Below are 18976 nucleotides of genomic sequence, written 5' to 3' on the forward strand. Positions count from 1 at the left end.
AGCTTACCATGGTAAAATCCTCGCATGGGAAGCGGCGCAAACCCCGGGCGCCCGATGACCATCGAAGAATGGGCAACCCTCGATGAGGACGTCGGGGGCGAATTCGTCGACGGGTACCTCGAGGACGAGGAGATGCCGAGCTTCCTTCATGGATTGGTCAATGGTTGGCTGGTCGAAAACTTGCGTCGGTGGGCACGCCGCCGGGGCGGATTCGTGGCCAGTTCCGACGCGAAATACGCCGTTTCGGCGACCCGAGGCCGAAAACCCGACGCCGCCGTGTACCTGGACGGGCGCAGGCCGACCGCCGAAGGGCTGATTCACGACCCACCGGACTTGGTATTCGAGGTGGTATCGCACAACCCGCGCGACGCGCGGCGGGATCGCATCCATAAGCTGCAGGAATACGCCGCCTTCGGCATCAAGCTGTACGGTCTCATCGACCCGGCCCTGCGCTCGCTCGAGGTCTTCGAATTGGGCGCGGACGGCCGCTATGTGCGTGCCGTGGGCGCCAGCGAAGGGTGCGTGTCGAACATACCGGGGTGCGGCGTGCTTTTGCTCGACCTGGACGAACTCTGGCGGGAGGTCGACGATTTGTTGGCGGCGGAAAGAGACAGCACCGTCGGCACGAGTGGATGAGGCGAATCGCCCTTCCGAGGAAAGCGGCAAGCATGATAGCCCGAAGACATGAGCGATCTGGTGACCTGGAGCTTTCCGACGACGATTGTTTACGGTAATGGCGCGCTTTCCACGCTCGGAGACCACGTCAAGCGCCTCGGCGCGAAGCGGGCACTCGTCGTAGCCGATTCCGGGGTGGTGAAAGCCGGCATCGTCGCCAACGTCACGGAGACGTTGAAGAAAGCGGGGATCGCGGCGGCCGTCTTCGACGGAGTCGATCCCAACCCGGTGGAGAAGAACATTTTCGACGGCGTGGAGGCCTATAAGGCCCACAAGGCCGATATCATCATTTCCGTGGGCGGCGGCTCGCCGCTCGATGCGGGCAAGCTGATTGCCCTCAAAACGACGCACGAACGCCCGCTGGTCGACTACGACGACGCCACGGGCGGCGATCAATTCATCACGACGAACGTGCCGCCGATCATCAACATCCCGACGACGGCCGGCACGGGCAGCGAAGTGGGTCGCTCGGGCGTGGTCACCTTGGCCGCAACGGGCCGCAAGACGGTGATCTTCAGCCCCTACTTGCTTGCCAAGGCAGCGATTCTGGATCCCGCGCTCACGGTGAGCATGCCCGGTCCGGTCACGGCGGCGACGGGCTTCGATGCGCTCACGCATTGCCTCGAGGCCTACTGTTCCTTGGGCGACCATCCGATGGCCGACGGCATCGCGCTGGGCGGGCTCGAGCTGGTGGCGAAGTTCCTGGCCCGCGCCGTGCGCAAGGGCGACGATCTCGAGGCGCGCGGGGCCATGATGAAGGCCGCCATGATGGGCGCGGTCGCGTTCCAGAAGGGCCTCGGCGCCTGCCATTCGCTGGCGCACCCGCTCTCCAGCGAAAAGGGGCTGCACCACGGCTTGGCCAACGCCCTCTGCCTTCCGGCGGTGGTCGAGTTCAACCAGTCGACCATCCCCGAGCGCCTCGAGCGGGTCCGCGTCATCCTCGATCCCCGCGCCGAAACCGCCGCCGACGCCGTGCGCACCCTCCGCTCCGCACTGGGCCTCCCCGGCGGCCTCGCCATGCGCGGCGTCACCACCGCCGACATCCCGAAGCTCGCCGACAAAGCCATCATCGACGCCTGCCACCGCTGCAACCCCCGCCCCACCACCCGCGAAGACCTCGTCAAACTCTACGAAGCCTCGATGTAACTCGCGCAACGCCGAGGAGAGGATTCACAGGAAGACGGGAAGACAGGAAGGGGTTTCGGCGAGGGCGGCGCGGAACGCTTTTTTTGGGTTTTCAGTTGGCCCACGGGGCTGATTGGAAACCTCAAAAACTTCCCGTCTTCCCGTCTTCCTGTGAATTTCTCCTAGCTTTTCCCCTACGTGCGCGACTTCAGGGTCCAGCCGATCATTTTGTAGAGGATGCGCGCGCCGACGTTGCCGTCCCATTCGTCGTCGCTGTCCGGGGAGGGGGCGACTTCGTTGAGGTCGAAGCCGACGATGCGCTTTTTGGCTTCGACGACGGCGCGCAGGAGGGCAGAGGCTTCGTGGAAGGCTAGGCCGCCGGGGACGGGGGTGCCGGTGTTGGGGCAGAGCACGGGGTCGAGGCCGTCGATGTCGAAGGAGACGTAGACGTCGTCGGGGAGTTCGCGGGCGATGCGGGCGAAATGGTCGTCGATTTGGCCGCGGCGGCGGGAGGCGGCGAGGTCCACGTCGTAGAAGGTGCGGATCTTCCCGTTGCTGGCGGTGATGCGGTCGTGCTCTTCCTCGCAGAGATCGCGGATGCCCACTTGCACGAGGCGCGCAACGCCGGGGATCTCGCGGGTGACGCTCTCCATGATGGAGGCGTGCGAGTACTCGAATCCCTCGTACGCGTGGCGCAGATCCGCGTGCGCATCCACGTGCAGGATCCCGAGGCCGGGGTACGCCTCCGCGTGCGCGCGGATGGTTCCGTACGGTGTCGAGTGATCGCCGCCGACCAGGCCCACGATCTTCTTCCGCGCAATCCAGTGGCGCGCGGTTTCGTACACGGCGTCGTTCACGCGGCGGCTGACCGCGTTCACCTTGGCCAGGCGCTCGGCCAAGGGCGATCCCGGATCGACCCGCCCGCCCTCGGCGATGATCGCCTCCGCGTCCACGCGTGCGTCGCCGTTCCAGGCGCGGATTTCTTCGCGTTCGTCGAGCATCGCAATCTTCGCCTCGTACGGGCGACCGGTCTCGATGTCGAAGAGATCGACCTGGCGCGAGGCCTCCAGAATGGCCTGCGGTCCCTTGTGGGTACCCGCGCGGTACGATGTCGTGACGTCCCACGGGACGGGGATCAGGACCACACCGGCTTCCTCGGGCGTGTCGGAAAGGCCGAAAACTCCCGAATCCGCGGGTGCGGCGGCATTCGGATCGAAGGGGCGATCAGACGGCATGCGCGCTCGTTTAGCATACGGTAGCCTCGGCACCATGCGAGACGGGACGAACCTGAGGGCGGAGTTCGAGGCACGGGGTATTCGCAAGGTGAAAGTCGGCGGCTTCGACGTCGATGGTGTCTTGCGCGGCAAGTACGTCGCACTCGACAAATTCTGGAGCGCGCTCGAGCACGGATTCGGCTTCTGCGACGTCATTTTCGGCTGGGACATCGCGGACGTGCTCTACGACAACGCGAAGGTCACCGGCTGGTCGACCGGCTACCCCGATGCGCACGCACGCATCGACCCCGACACCTTCCGCGTCATCCCCTGGGAACCGGACACCGCGGCCTTCCTCGTCGATTTCGTCCAGAAGGACGGCTCGGCCCACGCCGCGTGTCCGCGCTCGCTCTTCAAGAGCGTCCTCGCACGCGCCCAATCGCGCGGCTTCGATCCGGTGTTCTCCGCCGAGTACGAGTTTTTCATCTTTCGCGAAAGCGCCGACTCGCTGCACGAAAAGGGCTTTCGCAACCTCACGCCGCTTTCGCCGGGCATGTTCGGCTATTCCTGGTTGCGCGAAGGGCAGCACGCGGAACTGCTCCACGACATCATGGACCGCATGGAGGCCTTCGACATTTCCATCGAGGCCCTGCACACGGAAACGGGCCCCGGCGTCTACGAAGTCGCGCTTCGCTACGACAGCGCATTGCGCATGGCCGACAAAGCGGCGCTCTTCAAAACGGCCATGAAGCAGCTTTGCGCGAACCGCGGACTCTCCGTGACGTTCATGGCCAAGTGGAATGCCGACTTGCCCGGCTCGAGTGGCCATTTGCATCAATCGCTTTGGCGGCGCAGCGACAAATCGAATGCCTTTTACGATCCGACCGATCCGCAAAAGCTGAGCAAAGTGGCGCGCCAGTACGTGGGCGGCCAAATCGCCAACATGGCGGCGCTCACCGCCCTCTATTCGCCGACCATCAACAGCTACAAGCGCTACGTCCCCGGCGTATGGGCACCCCTCACCGCATCGTGGGGCGTGGAGAACCGGACGTGCGCCATTCGGGCCATCCCGGGCGACGAGAAGTCCACTCGGCTCGAATACCGGCAAACGGCGGCCGACATGAATCCGTACATTGCCATGGCCGCATGCCTCGGCGCCGGCCTCTGGGGCATCGAGCACGAAGTGGAGCCGCCCGCCGAGGGCAAAGGCGACACGTCGGGCGAAAGCTCGGGCTTCCAGAGCTTGCCGCGCACCCTCAAAGACGCCACGCAGCTACTGTCACGCTGCAACGAGGCGCGGGCCATCCTCGGCGAGCCCTTCGTCGATCATTACGTGCGCACCCGCGATTGGGAGGTGCGCCAGTACGAGCGCATCGTCACCGAATGGGAACTCCGCCGCTATTTCGAGTCGGTGTGACGCCACGCAGATCCTCCTCGGTGCGGGAGGCGAGTTCGCGCTCGCGGGTGGCCGCGAGCGCCTCGGCCCGCGCTTGGAGCGGAATGGCCACGAGCGCGCGCACATCGGGATTTTCCGGCGCGCCGAGCAGCTGCTCCCAGCGCGCGCGCACCGGTGAAAACGCCTCGAGCGCGCGTTTGCGCTCCAGGGTGCTGCGCGGCTCGGGGTGAAACAGATCGATCGCGCCGATCGCGATCAAGTGCCGCGCGATGCTCCTATCCCAGGTCGGCTCGAAGAGCACGGCCAGCGGGCGCTCGCTGGCCAAGGTCGTGAAGCCCCACTCGCTGGGAAGGCCGTTCAAGGCCATGTCGCGGAAAAACGCGGCCAGCTTCGGCTCGCGCGCAAGCTCGCGCACCGCCGGGCGCGCGTTCAGATGCGCCGTGGAGACCACCGCCAGATCGCCGCGCAGCAAATGCGCCGCCCGCAACGCGGACAGATGCTCCAAAAAGCGCCCATCGTTCGCCAGCAGCACGGTGCGCGCCGGCAGCCCGCCGAACAGCGCCTCGTGCCAGGCGACCCGGGCCGCGCGCGTGCGCTCCTCGGCGCGCATCGAGGTGTCGTCGAACAGGACCACGGGGAACGCCAGCTCGAGCAGCACGATCATCGCGGCGCTCGCCGATGCCAGGGGAACCTGCGCGCGATGCACCACGCGCACGAGCTCGTGCATCGCTGCAGCGGAGAGGAGCGCCAGCCCGGCCACGCCGGCCAACGTCACGGCCCCGAAGTGCGTCGGCCCGACGGCGGTCCCACCGCACGCGATCGCCCCGGCGCTCACCGCCACCACCCCCACGAGCCCCGTGGCGAGCGGACGCGCACCCGACGCGAGGAGCGACGCCGCGAGCCCCGCCCCCGCCAGCACCAGGGCCAACCACCCGAGCTGCTCGTGCGCCACGAACACGGGGTGCGCCGGCGACGCGTCCATCGGGAACCAAGGCACGGTCGCGAAAAACGCCGTCCGCGGGCGGCGCAGCACCAAGAGAACGAGGGGCGCCAGCGCCGCGGCGAGCACGGCCAGCTCACGCCGGTCCGGTCGCGCCGGCCGGTGCCCCTGAAGAAACGCCGTTCCCCCCGCGAGCAGCGCCCCGGCGACGGCCGCCGCCCCCGCCCACGGCTCGTACACCAGCGCCGCCAGCGCGAAAAATCCCGCCGGCGCCGTGCGCTTGGTCCCCGCCGCCGCCACCGCGAGCAGCACCAAGAGGGCCCCCAAGGTCGCACCACCCGGGGCCATGCCCTCGGTTTGCCAGGCCATCGACAGCGCCGCCGTCGCCGCCGCGATCGCCGCGACGGCAGGGCCGAGCCACCGCGTGGGCGCGCACGCCGACAGCAGCGCGCGGGCAATCCCGTACATCACCGCCCCGGCCACCCCGCACACCACGGCGGAGGCCAAGGCCGCCCGAAAGACCTGCGTCCCGATGGGAAGCACGAGAAATGGCGCCGCGATCCAGGCATCGAGCGCCTGCCAGGGCCCGGCCCAACCCAGCACCACGGTGCGGATCACCCCGCCATCGTGTGCGGCATCGGCCACGTTTTCCGCGTGCAGCACCGCTGTAAGCGCCGGAAAAACCGCGGCCGCGGCCAGCATTGCCTGCTCGAAACGGGTCCCCATCCGGGCCCGAGGTAACCCCAGATCGAGAAACCGTTCCAACTTTCGCGATGACACGGCGAGGCATAGAATGCCCGACCCGTTTACCTTTTCATATTTTCGAAGCGAGGTCGGCCTTGGCCAGGTTCATCGACGAGCTGAAACGCAACGCGCACTGCGGACAACTCCGCGCACAAGACGAGGGCAAAGAAGTCGTTCTCTTTGGCTGGGTGGCCAGCTACCGCGATCATGGCGGGTGCGTCTTTGTCGATTTGCGCGACCGCGAGGGCATCACGCAGCTCGTGTTCGACCCCGATCGCAAGGGCCACGGCGACCTGCCAAAGGCTGCCTACGAGCTGGCCCAGTCGCTCCGCTCGGAGTGGGTCATCGGCGTGCGCGGCCTCGTCGTGGGCCGCGGCTCGAACAAGAACCCGCGCCTCGCCACCGGCGAGATCGAGGTTCATGTCATCGAGCTCGGGGTCTTCAACAAGGCGGAAACGCCGCCCTTCGAGATCATCGACGAGCTGGATACCTCCGAGGAAAAGCGCCTCCAGTACCGCTACCTCGACCTGCGCCGCGCGCCGCTCCAGCGCACGTTGCGCATCCGCCACCGCCTGCACCAGGCCACGCGCCGCTACTTCGACGACAAGGGCTTCCTCGAGCTCGAGACGCCCTTCATGGTGAAGTACACGCCCGGCGGCGCGCGCAACTTCCTCGTTCCCAGCCGCACGCACCAAGGGAAATTCTACGCGCTGGCGGAGAGCCCCCAGCTCTTCAAGCAGCTCTACATGGTGGCGGGCTTCGACCGCTACTTCCAGATCGTCAAATGCTTCCGTGACGAGGACCCGCGCCTCGATCGCCAGCCCGAGTTCACGCAGATCGACGTCGAGATGTCCTTCGTCAGCCAGGACGACGTCTTCCGCACCATGGAAGGCCTCATCTTCGCGCTGTGGAAGGAAGCGCTGGGCATCGACCTGCACGATCTCTACCCGGAGGGCCGCTTCCCCGAGATGCCCTTCGAGGAGTCGATGAAGCACTACGGCAACGACAAGCCGGACCTGCGCTTCGACCTGCCCCACACGGATCTCACGGGCGTGGTGATCGACCACGCCGGCGGCGGCATCCCCTTCTTCAAGGACATCGCCGACAAGTTCATCAAGGGCACCTACCGCCGCGACCTTCCGGCGGAAATCATCAAGGCGCTGCGCGTGCCCGCACAAATCGGCGGCAACTCGCTCTCGCGCACCGAGGTGGACAAGCTCGAGGAGTTCGTGAAGGGCATGGGCGCCAAAGGCCTGGCGCGCGCCAAGGTCGACGCCGAGGGGAACTGGACGCAGTCGCCACTGGCCAAGACGGTCACGCCGGAGATGCGCAAGGCCATCAACGAGGCCGTCGGCGCCAAAGACGGCGACTTGATCCTCTTCCAGTTCGGCAAGGAGAGCGTCGTGCAGACGGTCATGGCCAACCTGCGCGTGCACCTCGCCAAGAAGCTCAAGTTGATCCCCGAGGTCGGCCACGGCGGGAAGTTCAAGTTCCTCTGGGTCGTGAACCCGCCGCTGTTCGAGTACGACGACGAGGCGAAAAAGTGGGTCGCCGCCCACCACGCCTTCACGCGCCCTCATGACACCGACGTCGCGTTGATCGACCAGGATCCGGGCAAGGTGCTCTGTCACCGCTACGACCTCGTGCTCAACGGCTTCGAGATCGGCGGCGGTTCGATCCGCCTCCACGATCCGGCGGTGCAGGCCAAGGTGTTCGCGGCCATGGGCATCGGTGAGGAGGAAGCGCGTCAGAAGTTCGGGTTCTTGCTCGACGCGCTCAAGTTCGGCGCACCGCCGCACGGGGGCATTGCCGTGGGCATGGACCGCTTGGCCATGCTCGTCTCCGGCGCGGAGAGCCTGCGCGACGTCATCCCCTTCCCCAAGACGCAAAAGGGGACGGATTTGATGACCGACGCCCCGACGCGCCCCAGTCCGGATCAACTCACGGAGCTTCGCATCCGGGTCATCGACCCCCAGAGCTGACACCATGCTGCAACGGCCCCCGCATCCCCTCAAGAAACGCGCTCCCTCGATCGTGCGAGCCGCCACCGTCTCGGCGCTCGCCGTCGGTCTGGGTCTCACCGCACTCGCATCGTGCGGTGAGGGGTCGCACGTGTACGGCGCACGCGCCTACGATCGCGCGCGGGGATGCTTGGGGCCGACGCAGACCCTCGACGTCGTGTCGGGGGACGATCCCAGCTCGAACTGTGCGCTCAAGTGCCTCGTCCCGCGGGCGGGAGAGGCCGTCGTGTACGTGAGCCAGCAATGCCCGCCGTACCCTCCTCAGTTCGACACCAGCGGTCTGCAGTCCGGCTGCGACCAAGCGATTGCCGCCTTCGAGCGCGGTGACTTTTGCCTCACCGATGGCGGATCGACGCATCCCGGGCCGGACGCTGGCGGGACGAACAACGATGGCGGAACCGCGCAAGACGCGACGATCGATGCAGCCAGCGACGCCTCCGACGCGGCCAGCGATGCGCCCGATGGGAGTGATGCGAGCGATGGCAACGTCACAGATGCATGACGATGCATGACACGGCGATCACGTGAGAGCGTGATCAGTGTCCCCTCCGAACGAGGGTTGGAGCGTATGAAGGTGTACCGTGGCGTCGCACCTTAAGCCTTCTTCCACGCGCAAATTGCGGTGTGTAGCGAGAGAGCCTGCTACGGTTTGGAGGTCGTAGCAACACGATCGATTCCATCCCCCTTAGCCTTTTGAACACCCAAGGAGGGTTCGCTATGCCTCGAAGGACTTTGCTGGTGGCCTTACCGGCGATCGCGTCGATCGTCGCCGTGGTCGCGCAAGGCTGCAGCACCGGCACCGAAGACATGTCGGAGTTTTCGAACTACTCGCAGTCCGGCAACGGCGACGGTTCGAACGGCAACGACGACGGCGGCGGCATCAACATCGGGGACGGGGCTTTGGGGAGCGGCAAGGACGCGAGCTGGGACGGCACCGCGTGCGCAGGTGCGCGCGCCGAAGCGTTCCGCGTGCCCATCTACATGCAGATCGTCCAAGACGGCTCGGGAAGCATGGATGCCTACAACGGCAGTCCGCCCGACACGTACATTCCGGGCGGCCGCGAGAAGGATCCGCTCAACCCCACGCGCCCCGCGAAGAGAGACGACGGCAAACCCTCGTGCGGCTTGCTCGGCTGCGAGGCCCAATGGGCGGGCCTGACGGGCAAGAAGTGGCTCGCCGCGCGTGGCTCACTGACGGCCTTCGTCGACTCCCTTTCCAACGAACAAAACACGACGTTCGGAGTCGGCTTCCTTCTGTTCTCCAGCACCGACCCGGGCAACTTCGGCGACTACTCGAGGGTCGACATCCCCATCAACAGGGTCGATGCGAACCAAGCATCGCGCATCAAGGCGCGCATGGCCCCGAAGGGCAGCGGCGCAGACGCGGTCTATCCGCAGGGTGGTACCCCACTCTACGCATCCATTACCGGCCAAGGGGCCGTGTTGGCCAAGTTCGATCCGGCCAAGCCACCCACGTCGCTCGCTGCGGGCGGCAAGCGTATCCTCGTGGTCATCACCGACGGCGTGCCCTCCCCGCGCGATGCCAACACGCAGGCCCAAGAGAACGAGGCCGTCCGCGCGGCCGTGGCCGCACTCAAAGCGGGCAATCCGTCCATCACCACCTTCGTCATCGGCGTGGGCGATCCGACGGGGCCCGAGGGCGACTACGACGAGGGACTCCTCGGGAAGATGGCCGTCGCCGGCGGCGCCCCCACCGCCGGGTGCAACCCCAATTGGGCCAACGGCGATGTGAACTCCGTCCCTTGCCATTTCCAGATCACCCCCGGCGATCGCAGCGCGCAGCAGATCGCGGCCGACTTCATCAAAGCGATGAACTCCATCCGCGACATCGTCGTTCCCTGCGATTTCCCCTTGGAGAAGTCCTCGGCCGACGCCGGCCAGATCGATCCCACGCGGGTCAATGTCGTCTACGAGCCGGGCGGCGGCGGCCCGCCCAAGCAGCTCGACCAATCGTCGACCGACGGCTGGGTGTACAACAACTACAACGCCGACGCGGGCGAGCTGCCCTCGAAGATCACGTTGAACGGCAATGCGTGCAAAACCCTGAAGAGCGATCCCGGAGGCAAGATCCGCATCGTCTTGGGCTGCAAGACCGGCGACGAAGTCATCAAGGTGAATTAGCGCCGGAGCAGGGCCCGCAACGCGGCCATCGGATCGAAGCCCAAGGTGCCCGACACCGTCACGTCGGCGCCTGTGGCCGCCGATCCGAGGCGCTTGCGCAGGCTCTGCACCACGGGATCGAACCACCCGATGCGCTGGGTGAAATTGCGCAGCCCCTCCAGCGCGTAGCGCGAAACATCGACGCCGAGCGCGAGCCCCACCGCGCTCGGAATGGGCGTCACCACCACGTCGCGCAGGGCGACGGCACGGCCCCAGGCGCCCGGACGCGGATCGATCTGCAGCTCGCGAAAGCGCTCCACCTCCGCGAAAAAGCCCAGCGAAAGCGGCCCGTAATGATCCTCGACCGCGCGCACGAGGTGCCGGTAATCGCGCCGCCACTCGCCCGAGAGCACGCCCATCGCGGGGCGCAGTTCGTCGGGACCGGCGAGGACGTCGAACCCGCGCCCGCGCCGTCGCGCCACGAATGCGGTCCAGAGTTCCTCGTCCTTGAACATGCCCAGCGCGATGGTGTGCCCATCGGCACAGATCGATCCGATGGTGCGATCGATCATCGGCGCCGTGGGCACCGGCACGCCGTGGAGCCGGCGCGGCCAGCTCTCGATGCCGCCCTCGCGGATCATCTCGCGCACGATGGTCACCAGGAGCAGCGCTTGCTGCGTGATGTCGTCCCCGCGCCGGGCGCGCGCGCCGAAGCGCTCCATCACCTCGTCGAGCGCCCCACGCTCGGCGGCGATTCCCCAGCTGGCATGCTGCGAACCGGCCAGCTCGGCCAGCGAAAAGGGCGGCCCATCGGGCGCGGGCGGCGGTGGCGGCGCAATCCGCCCCTTGGCCGTGTGAATCAGCTTCACCACCGTGTCCTTTTCGACGATGGCGATCACCCCACCGCGCGGCCGCGTCGGCTCGGCCTCGACCTTGACCGCACGCGGCTTCCACAGATCGAGAAACCGCGACCAGTCTTCCGTCTTCCACCCTTCGAAACGCACATCGGCGGTGAGCACGGCTCCGAGTCTAGCCGCATCTTGCAGCGCATTCGAACGAAGAGAGAGAGGAACAGGAAGACGGGAAGACGGGGGAAGACGGGAAGGATTCGAGATTGCGGAAACCGTGAGGAATGGTTCACCTCTCAACCTTCCCGTCTTCCCGTCTTCCTGTGAATTTTCTGGCTTTCCACTATGTTCCCGGCCATGCCGGTCACCGCGGAAGGCCTCTTTCGGACCCACTTCTTGCCGCTCTACCCGCCCGATGCGCAGGGCGACCTCGCGCGCGCTCGAACGGTGGATGCCAATCCAGGGAAAAACCCAGCCATTTTGGCGCATCTGGAGGATGCCGCGCGCATCTTCGTGGCCCGCGCCGACACCTTGCTGGGACGCGAGGTCCACCTCGATTTCACCGACGCGAGCGTCCACCGCCTGAGCGCGGCGCTCACCCCCGAGCGACGCGATGGGTGGCTCGGCGCGGGTGAGGCGGGCACGGCCGAGAATGAGCTGTTCAACGTGGTCGTGCACGGCGCGGCTTACGTGGGTGCGTGCATTCTGCACGATCCGCGGCGCCAAGCGCGCTGGGCCGTGCGAAGGCCGCTCTGGGAAAGCGTCATCGAGCTCGCGTCCCCGGCGGGCGAGGCGCAGCTGGCCATCTTCCAGTGGTGGCTCAAATCGCTGGCCGACGACGATGCGGGCACCTTGGCCGATCGCTACCGCACCCACGTGGAGGTCCCCACGTGGCCGGCCACGTCACTCCCGAGCCTCGCGCCAAAGGACCGGCGCCTGCCGCGCATCGCCAAGGGAGTTCGCTACGACGTCCTGTACAAGCATCTCAAGGCGCACCTTCCCGAGCTGCGCGATCTTGGAAAAGATTTTCCCAGCGCCGAACGCTTCGCCGAGCTCGGGCTTCGCTGGCTGGATTTTCTCCTGCTGGGCGAGGGCGACGAGGGGCGTATGCTCCTCATGTACGGACCGGGCGAGGGCGGCCTTCATCTGATCTGGCTCGATCGGGGCGGCTTTCACAAATCGTCGTTCATCCCCGCGGAATCGTTCCCCGATCCGGTGGTGAAGACCGAAGGCGATCAGCTCGTGATCTTCGTGTCGTGGGACAAGAAGCCCGTCGTACACCGGATGCTCTGGTGGGGACCGTAGTAGACTGAAGCCCGTGCGTATTCCGGGTAAGACCGAGCGGCGACTTGCGCTGGCCATTCTGATGTCGGCGATGCTGCCGCTCCTCGTGGCGGTCCTCTTCGCCAATTCGCTCTTCCGGCAAGCGTCCTCCATCTGGTTCAACCCGGAGGTGGGCCAGCAGCTCGATCGGGGCGTGGCGGTCTACAAGGACTACGTCAAGGCGATCCGCGACGACATGAAGCACCAGGCCGACGCCATCGCGGCCGACGAGGTGCTGCGCGAGGCCGCGGAGCACCGCAACACGGAGCTCGTCGAAGCGCAGCTCGATGCGCTGTTTCCGCGCTACCCGTCGCTGGTCGAGCTCCACATCTTCGATCCGGAGAACCGCCCCCTCGCCTCGCGCGATCGCGGTCGCCCGGTGGACGACGCCACCGAGCGAAGCCTCGAGCAGCGCCGTCAGCTGTCGACGGATGCCACGCCGCCCATGCTGGTGGCCACCTTCGCCATCGACCGGCAGCGCCTCGACGAATTGGAGCGCAACGGCGCCGTGGTGACGAACTACCACCAACTGGAGGCCTCCCGCGGCGAGCTGTATCAGGGCTACCTCCTCGCCTTCGCGGCGCTGCTCGGGATCACCTTCCTGGTGACCATCGTCCTCGGCACCTTGCTCGCGCGTGGAGTCACCTTGCGCATCAACCGGCTGGCCGCGGCCATCAGCTTGGTCGGCCAGGGCGATCTCAGTGTGCGCGTGCCGGTGACCGGCTCCGACGAGCTGACCGATCTCGCGCGCACGTTCAACCGCATGCTCACCGAGATGGGCCAATCGCGCGCGCGCATCGAGTTCCTCCAGCGCATCGGCGCCTGGCAGGAGATGGCCCAGCGCCTCGCGCACGAGATCAAGAACCCGCTGACACCCATCCAGCTCGCCGTTCAAGAGTGCCACCGCAAGTACGCCGGCGAGGATCCGCGCTTCCGGGCACTGCTCGACACGACGTTGGAAATCGTCGAGGAGGAGGTGGGCACGTTGCGCCGCCTGGTGGGCGACTTCTCCAATTTCGCGCGCTTGCCCAACGTGGAGCTCAAAGAGTCGAGCCTGCGCGAGTTCTTGCGCGAATGCTCCGAGCAACTCTCGCACCTCGAGGAAACGAGCATCCCCGGCGAGGGCGCCTTCATGGACCTGACGGCCAACGTGGACATAACCTGGGACGTGCCCGACGAGCCGCTCACCGCCGCCATCGACCGCCAAATGCTGCGGCGTGTGCTCGTCAACCTGGTGCGCAACGCGGTGCAAGCCATCCGCGACGCCGCCCCGGAGGCCGCGCGCACGTCGGAGGCGAGCGTCATCGGTCACGTGCAGGTGAAAGCCTTGGCCGAGGACGACGGCGCCGTCATCACCATCGACGACGACGGCCCGGGCGTCCCCGAGGAAGCGCGCAGCCGCATCTTCGATCCGTACTTCACGACGAAACACGACGGCACGGGCCTGGGCCTCGCCATCGTGAAGAAGGTCGTCGTCGAGCACGGTGGTGCCATCGACGTCGGCGAAAGCCACCTGGGGGGCGCCCGTTTCATCGTGCACCTCCCGCGCACCATCACCCAAGCCGAAACCCGCGCCCGCAAGGCCCGCGAAGGCGCCCTCTCCCGCCCCTTGTCCAGCACCGGCGGCGTCTCCCGGGATTAGCCCCCATGGCCGACGAGCGCATCAACCTCGCCGATCCCGACTTCGAGCCCACAGACGAACAATTGCGGGAGCTGTCGCGGCGGGCATTCGCTGGTGTCCGCGAGCAGCATCAGGCGGCTTTGAAACGAATTCATCAAGAGATCGCCAAAGGGCGCCAGGATCGACGCCAGCACTGGGGCGACACAAAGAATCGCAAACCGTGAAGAACCCCGTGCTTCTCATCATCGCCGGTCCCAACGGCGCCGGAAAAACCACGGTCACGGTCCGGTTGAAAAAAGAGAAATGGAGCGAGGACGTGGAGTACCTCAATCCCGACGATGTCGCCCAGGAGCGCTTTGGTGACTGGAACTCGGAGGAGGCCGTTCGTAGCGCCGCAACATGGACGACAGCTCGACGCGAAGAGCTTCTTGCGCATCGGCAAGGACTCGGATTCGAGACGGTGTTTTCAGCGCCCGACAAGATCGACTTTCTGGCGCGTGCACGCGCTGCCGGTTACTTCGTGCGCATGTTGCGGATAAACGCAGGCCGCGTCGCAGGGCGGTTCATGTCGGGAGGCCACTCGGTGCCAATCGAGAAGATCGTCAACCGCTATACGCGGTCGATGATCAATCTGGGCGATGCCATCCGACTCGCGAACCGCGTCTACATCTACGACAACTCCGTCGATGACCGCGATGCGGAGCTGTGTGCGCGCACGCAGGATGGTCTCTTACGCAAGGTCTACGCTCCCCTACCCCCGTGGGTTGCCGATGCGACGGAATCGCTGCCGCGGCATCTCGAATTTGCGGACCTTCGCGCGTAGTCGCCGAAACCTTGGGTGCATGCTAACCGTAGAACGACGAAAGCCATGACGATGTCGGCCGAGAAGACCCGAACCGCGCCCGGTGGAGGCGGAAACAGCATTTACCATTCGGTGGCCATCGCGGTCATGGTGGTGGGCGTCATTTTGGGGTTCGCCGTGCTCCCGCGCTGGTTTCACGCATCGGAGGGCGGGGCGCTTTCGGGCAAGCCAGGACCGGAGTTTCAACTCGAGGTCGTTGCCAATGCCCCGCAGGACGGACAGCGCACGCTCGCGTTGAACGAGTACAAAGGGAAAGCCGTCGTGCTCGACTTTTGGGCCACGTGGTGCGGGCCCTGCCAGGCGCAATCGCCCGTGCTCGACAAGCTGGCGCACCGCTACCAAGACCAAGGCGTGGCCGTGGTCGGCATCAACACCAGCGACGCCCCCGGCGCCGCGGCGAAGTGGGCGCGTGCGCATCAGATCACGTACCCCATCGTCTACGACGACGAGGGCGAGATCTCGCACGCGTACGGCGTGAGCAACCTGCCCACGCTCGTCATCCTCTCGCGCGAAGGCAAAGTCGTCGCCGTCCGCGAAGGCTTCACCGACGCCTCCGAGCTCGAGTCACTCCTCAAGCGCGTCCTGTAACGTTGCTTCAGCGACCGCGCATCGGCAGAAAAAAGCGCATCCCGGTGAGCTCGTTCACCCCGACGTAGAGATCCGTGTCGAAGGTCTCGCGCAGCCGCGCGTAGGTCATCACCTCCTCCACCGTCCCCACCGCGAGGAAGCGCCCGCCCTTCATCAACGCCACCCGCGACGCGTACTGCGAGGCGATGTTGATGTCGTGCATCACCACCACGCACGCGAGCTTCTGGCGCGCGACCTGCTCGGCGAGAAGGTCGTAAAGCGCAATTTTATGTCGTACATCGAAAAATGCAGCCGGCTCGTCGAGCAGCAGCGCGCGCGGGCGCTGGGCCAATGCCCGCGCGATCGCTACCCGCTTTTGCTCGCCGCCGCTCAGGGCGAGCACCGGCCGGTCCGCAAAGGCAGCCAATTCGCAGTGTTGGATGGCCTCCTCGACGATGCTGACGTCCTCGTCGGTGGCACGCATCCAGCCGCCCTGGTGGGGGGCGCGGCCCATCATCACCACATCGCGCACCCGGAAACCGAAGGACATTTCCTCGGTCTGGCCGACCACCGCCATGGAGCGGGCCAGAGCGCGCCGATCGCACGCACCCAGCGGTGTTCCAAAAAGGCGAACCTGCCCGGATGTCGGCTCGAGCGTGCCCGAAAGCACACGAAGCAGCGTACTCTTGCCTGCTCCGTTCGCACCCAGCAGCGCGACGAGCTCTCCCTCGGCCACGGTAAGATCCACGCCATCGAGAACGAAGGGTGAAAACGAGCCTTTCGGCGCCTTCTGTGCGTAGCTTGCGCAAACGGCAACGGCCTCGAGCGCCGGCGACGTCAATTCCTCGCCCCGATTGGTCGACATCAAGGTACGCTCTTCATAGTTGGACTTATCTTAATACTGGTGCCCGAACTCATCCCCTATCTGCATGGGGGGTGGGCCGACCGAGGGTGCGAAGGTTTTCTCCCTTTTTTTCCAAACTGTAGACGGAGGCAGCGTCAATCGTGGACCCCAAGCCCGAGACAAGCTCGCAAACCGCCGAGAACGCGCAACCGTCCCCGGACAGGCAGCGGCGCGTGATCAAGCGGTATTCGAACCGCAAACTGTATGACACCAAGGACAGTCGCTACGTCACGCTGCTGCAAATCGCCGAAATGGTGCGCACCAGTGAGGACGTACAAATCATCGACAACACGTCGAAGGAAGATCTGACCGAGGTCACCCTCGCGCAGATCATCTACGAGGAGCAGAAAGCTCACGCGCGCAACGTGCCGCTCCAGACCCTCAAGGAGCTCATTCACTCGCGCACGGAGAAGGTGCTCTCGGATTTGCGCGAAGGTCCGATTGGCCGGCTCATTCCGGTGCCGAAGGGCAAGGCGGAAGGCGAAGTCGAGGCGGCGGCGGAGGTCCCCGAGAAGATCGAGGAAGCCCACGGCTCGAAGCCGAGTCTCGTCAACCAGGCCAAAGAGACGCTGGAAGACTGGCAGCACAAGATCGACGAACGCATTCGCGCCATCCTGCCCAGCATCACCCCGTGGGAGCAGCTCACCAACGAGGTCCGCCGCCTGGGTCAGCGCATCGAAGAGCTCGAGAAGAAATTGAAGAGCGCGCCATCCAAGAGCGAGAACGGCAACAGCGAAAACAAGGATGTAAAATAACGTTTAGGGTGGGGCGTACAGGGAGCCTCCTCGGGTTGCCGTGCTTATCTTGCGTCCAAGTGCAGGCAAGCGCAGGAGCTTGCAAGTTTGCGCAGGTTTGCACGTGTTTGGGGTGTCTGAGGGTTTTGCCCGAATCGTAGGGAATACCTCCCGGATACCCCCTGTTGGCCTCGAGTGAAGGGACGCTCCACCATGTCGGCTTTCGCGACGGAAGACGAAAAGTTCAAAGATTCCGATGTTTTCACGGAAGAGACGCTGTCTCATCTGGACGCGATGTACGCCGTGGCGTGCCGCCTGACACGGAATCCAACCGAAGCGGAAGACCTCGTGCAGGACACGATGGTCAAAGCCATGCGAGCCCGCGATCAGTTTCGCGCGGGCACCAACCTGAAAGCATGGCTCTTCCGTATCCTGACCAACACGTTCATCAACAAGTACCGCCGAGGTGGGTTGGAGCGTGCGCTGTTCGACGGGCCGGATGCCGACCCGCTGGCGGACGGCTGGGTGAGCGCATCGACCATGCGCCAACTTCGCGATCCGGAGCAGATCGCGTTGATGCCCATCGTCGAGGGCGAGGTTCGTACCGCCCTGGACAAGCTGCCCGCCGAATTTCGACTGGCCGTGGTTTTGTGCGACGTCGAGGAATTTTCCTACGAAGAGATCGCCGACATCATGGGGTGCCCGATTGGCACGGTCATGAGCCGCCTGCATCGCGGACGTAAGCTTCTTCAACGTGCCCTCTATGGACACGCGCTGGCTTTGGGTATCGTCAAGGGTGAGGACAGTGTCGGAACTGCGTCCGAAGAGTCGGCGCCGACCGATCTTGCGACCTACCGAGCGAAGAGGCGCAAAGCCGGATGATGACCGCCATGAGCACCACGCATTGCACGCATTTCAGTCACCTGTTGGGCGCCTACGTCGATGGCGAATTGGAGCCATCCCGGGTTCTCGAAGTGGACGAGCACGTCGCCAGCTGCGAGACGTGCCGAGAGCGTGTGCAGCTCGATCATGCCGTTCGTGGTTCGCTCAAGCGAATCGTGAAGGCATCGGCGCCAGAGGGCCTTCGTTCCCGCGTGGCCCTGGCCATGGCGGCGGAGCGAGAGCGCGGTGAGCGTCGTGCAGATGCGCAGGCGGGCTTCTTCAGCGGCCGCCGAGCGAGCGTCCCCGCGGGTGCGGTGGGCCACGTCGCGGCGGCGCGCGATACAGGAATGATGTGGCGGGCGATGGTGCCGCTCGCGAGTGCTGCCGCGTTGGCCGTGGTGTGGGGTGTTGCCACGCGCGGTCCGATGAGCAAGAGCACGACGAGCGACAAGCTGGCGGCGGGGCTGGCCAGCGATACGTTGATTCAAGATTTGGTGGCGGAGCATTCGCATCCGTTGCCGCCCGAGAGCACGGATCCCAAGGCGGTGAACGACCTCGAACGCTACGTCGGCGTTCCCGTTCGCCCGACGAGCTTCGAGAAGCGCACCGGCGCACGTTTGGTCGGCGGGCGCGTGCTGCCGATGATGCACCACGAGCGCGCGGCCATGCTGACGTACGAGATTGGCACCGGAGCAGATCTGCGCCGGGTCAGCGTCTTCGTCTACGATCCGAAGCATATTCAGATGGACGCGGACGAGTTGGCGCCGCGGGCCGTGGGCACGGCGCAGGTGCGCGTGGGGAACTTCAACGGGTTCTCGCTGGCGGTCACACAGCGTGCGGGCGTCGGCTATGCCATCGCTTCGAACCTGGATGCAGAGCGCAGCGCGCAGTTGGCGGCTTTCGCCGACGAGTGATTCGGCGTTCTCCGCCGGCGCATTAAGAAAGAATTAATACGCAAAGCGTCGGGCCCTCGGCCGCGGCGCTTTTGCCGTTTGTCCC

General features: G+C 65.7%; 18 protein-coding genes. 14 read left to right on the forward strand and 4 right to left on the reverse strand.

Features of this window, described 5'->3' with window-relative positions; all coding sequences use genetic code 11:
- Positions 1-24: 24 nt before the first annotated feature.
- Both LVJ94_46700 and LVJ94_46705 read left to right on the forward strand, forming a co-directional pair.
- On the forward strand, positions 25-636 hold the full coding sequence (locus tag LVJ94_46700) for a Uma2 family endonuclease (protein WXB04381.1): 612 nt from the start codon (positions 25-27) through the stop codon (positions 634-636).
- Between the two features lie 48 nt (positions 637-684).
- Positions 685-1821, forward strand: a complete 1137-nt coding sequence (locus LVJ94_46705) for an iron-containing alcohol dehydrogenase (GenBank protein WXB04382.1) — start codon at positions 685-687, stop codon at positions 1819-1821.
- 173 nt (positions 1822-1994) lie between these two features.
- Here LVJ94_46705 and LVJ94_46710 read toward each other — a convergent pair whose 3' ends face one another.
- On the reverse strand, positions 1995-3035 hold the full coding sequence (locus LVJ94_46710) for an agmatinase family protein (GenBank protein ID WXB04383.1): 1041 nt from the start codon (positions 3033-3035) through the stop codon (positions 1995-1997).
- 34 nt (positions 3036-3069) lie between these two features.
- Between LVJ94_46710 and LVJ94_46715 the strand changes: the two genes are divergently transcribed.
- Positions 3070-4431, forward strand: a complete 1362-nt coding sequence (locus LVJ94_46715) for a glutamine synthetase family protein (GenBank protein WXB04384.1) — start codon at positions 3070-3072, stop codon at positions 4429-4431.
- On the opposite strand, the gene LVJ94_46720 is transcribed toward LVJ94_46715, so the two are convergent.
- The gene (locus LVJ94_46720; protein ID WXB04385.1) at positions 4391-6076 is read right to left on the reverse strand and encodes a hypothetical protein; all 1686 of its coding nucleotides are present in this window, start codon (positions 6074-6076) and stop codon (positions 4391-4393) included. The two genes, LVJ94_46715 and LVJ94_46720, sit on opposite strands and share 41 nt — an antisense overlap.
- Before the next feature lie 113 nt (positions 6077-6189).
- Here LVJ94_46720 and aspS point away from each other — a divergent pair, with 113 nt between their 5' ends.
- The 3 genes from aspS (at position 6190) to LVJ94_46735 (ending at position 10257) form a co-directional block, all read left to right on the forward strand.
- Positions 6190-8076: an aspartate--tRNA ligase gene (gene aspS / locus LVJ94_46725; GenBank protein WXB04386.1), complete on the forward strand. Its 1887-nt coding sequence runs from the start codon at positions 6190-6192 to the stop codon at positions 8074-8076.
- Between the two features lie 4 nt (positions 8077-8080).
- A complete protein-coding gene (locus LVJ94_46730) occupies positions 8081-8617 on the forward strand; it encodes a hypothetical protein (GenBank protein WXB04387.1) in 537 nt (178 codons plus the stop codon).
- Between the two features lie 215 nt (positions 8618-8832).
- On the forward strand, positions 8833-10257 hold the full coding sequence (locus LVJ94_46735; GenBank protein ID WXB04388.1) for a hypothetical protein: 1425 nt from the start codon (positions 8833-8835) through the stop codon (positions 10255-10257).
- Here LVJ94_46735 and LVJ94_46740 read toward each other — a convergent pair.
- Positions 10254-11255, reverse strand: coding sequence for a hypothetical protein (locus LVJ94_46740; protein WXB04389.1), 1002 nt, complete (start codon positions 11253-11255; stop codon positions 10254-10256). The genes LVJ94_46735 and LVJ94_46740 overlap by 4 nt on opposite strands.
- A 186-nt stretch (positions 11256-11441) precedes the next feature.
- On the opposite strand from LVJ94_46740, the gene LVJ94_46745 reads away from it, so the two are divergent.
- From LVJ94_46745 to LVJ94_46765, 5 genes are read left to right on the forward strand one after another with little or no spacing between them, the layout of a single operon-like run.
- Positions 11442-12389 (forward strand): hypothetical protein, encoded by a 948-nt coding sequence (locus LVJ94_46745; GenBank protein WXB04390.1) that lies wholly within the window; start codon positions 11442-11444, stop codon positions 12387-12389.
- 13 nt (positions 12390-12402) lie between these two features.
- Entirely contained in the window at positions 12403-14049 is a 1647-nt protein-coding gene (locus LVJ94_46750) for an ATP-binding protein (protein WXB04391.1), read from the forward strand.
- A gap of 5 nt (positions 14050-14054) precedes the next feature.
- Positions 14055-14252, forward strand: a complete 198-nt coding sequence (locus tag LVJ94_46755; protein ID WXB04392.1) for a hypothetical protein — start codon at positions 14055-14057, stop codon at positions 14250-14252.
- Positions 14249-14851: a zeta toxin family protein gene (locus tag LVJ94_46760; GenBank protein ID WXB04393.1), complete on the forward strand. Its 603-nt coding sequence runs from the start codon at positions 14249-14251 to the stop codon at positions 14849-14851. The genes LVJ94_46755 and LVJ94_46760 overlap by 4 nt, the downstream gene beginning before the upstream one ends.
- A 45-nt stretch (positions 14852-14896) precedes the next feature.
- Positions 14897-15478 (forward strand): redoxin domain-containing protein, encoded by a 582-nt coding sequence (locus tag LVJ94_46765; protein WXB04394.1) that lies wholly within the window; start codon positions 14897-14899, stop codon positions 15476-15478.
- 7 nt (positions 15479-15485) lie between these two features.
- Here LVJ94_46765 and LVJ94_46770 read toward each other — a convergent pair whose 3' ends face one another.
- Entirely contained in the window at positions 15486-16322 is an 837-nt protein-coding gene (locus tag LVJ94_46770; GenBank protein ID WXB04395.1) for an ABC transporter ATP-binding protein, read from the reverse strand.
- Positions 16323-16462: 140 nt separating this feature from the next.
- Here LVJ94_46770 and LVJ94_46775 point away from each other — a divergent pair, with 140 nt between their 5' ends.
- The 3 genes from LVJ94_46775 to LVJ94_46785 all read left to right on the forward strand — a co-directional run bounded on the left by LVJ94_46775 (position 16463) and on the right by LVJ94_46785 (position 18891).
- Entirely contained in the window at positions 16463-17116 is a 654-nt protein-coding gene (locus LVJ94_46775; protein WXB04396.1) for a polyhydroxyalkanoate synthesis regulator DNA-binding domain-containing protein, read from the forward strand.
- Between the two features lie 192 nt (positions 17117-17308).
- Entirely contained in the window at positions 17309-17977 is a 669-nt protein-coding gene (locus LVJ94_46780) for a sigma-70 family RNA polymerase sigma factor (GenBank protein WXB04397.1), read from the forward strand.
- An 8-nt stretch (positions 17978-17985) separates the two neighbouring features.
- On the forward strand, positions 17986-18891 hold the full coding sequence (locus tag LVJ94_46785) for a zf-HC2 domain-containing protein (protein WXB04398.1): 906 nt from the start codon (positions 17986-17988) through the stop codon (positions 18889-18891).
- Positions 18892-18976: the final 85 nt, after the last annotated feature.

This window comes from Sorangiineae bacterium MSr11367 (assembly GCA_037157805.1).
In the GTDB taxonomy this organism is placed as follows: Bacteria; Myxococcota_A; Polyangia; order Polyangiales; family Polyangiaceae; genus Pendulispora; species Pendulispora rubella.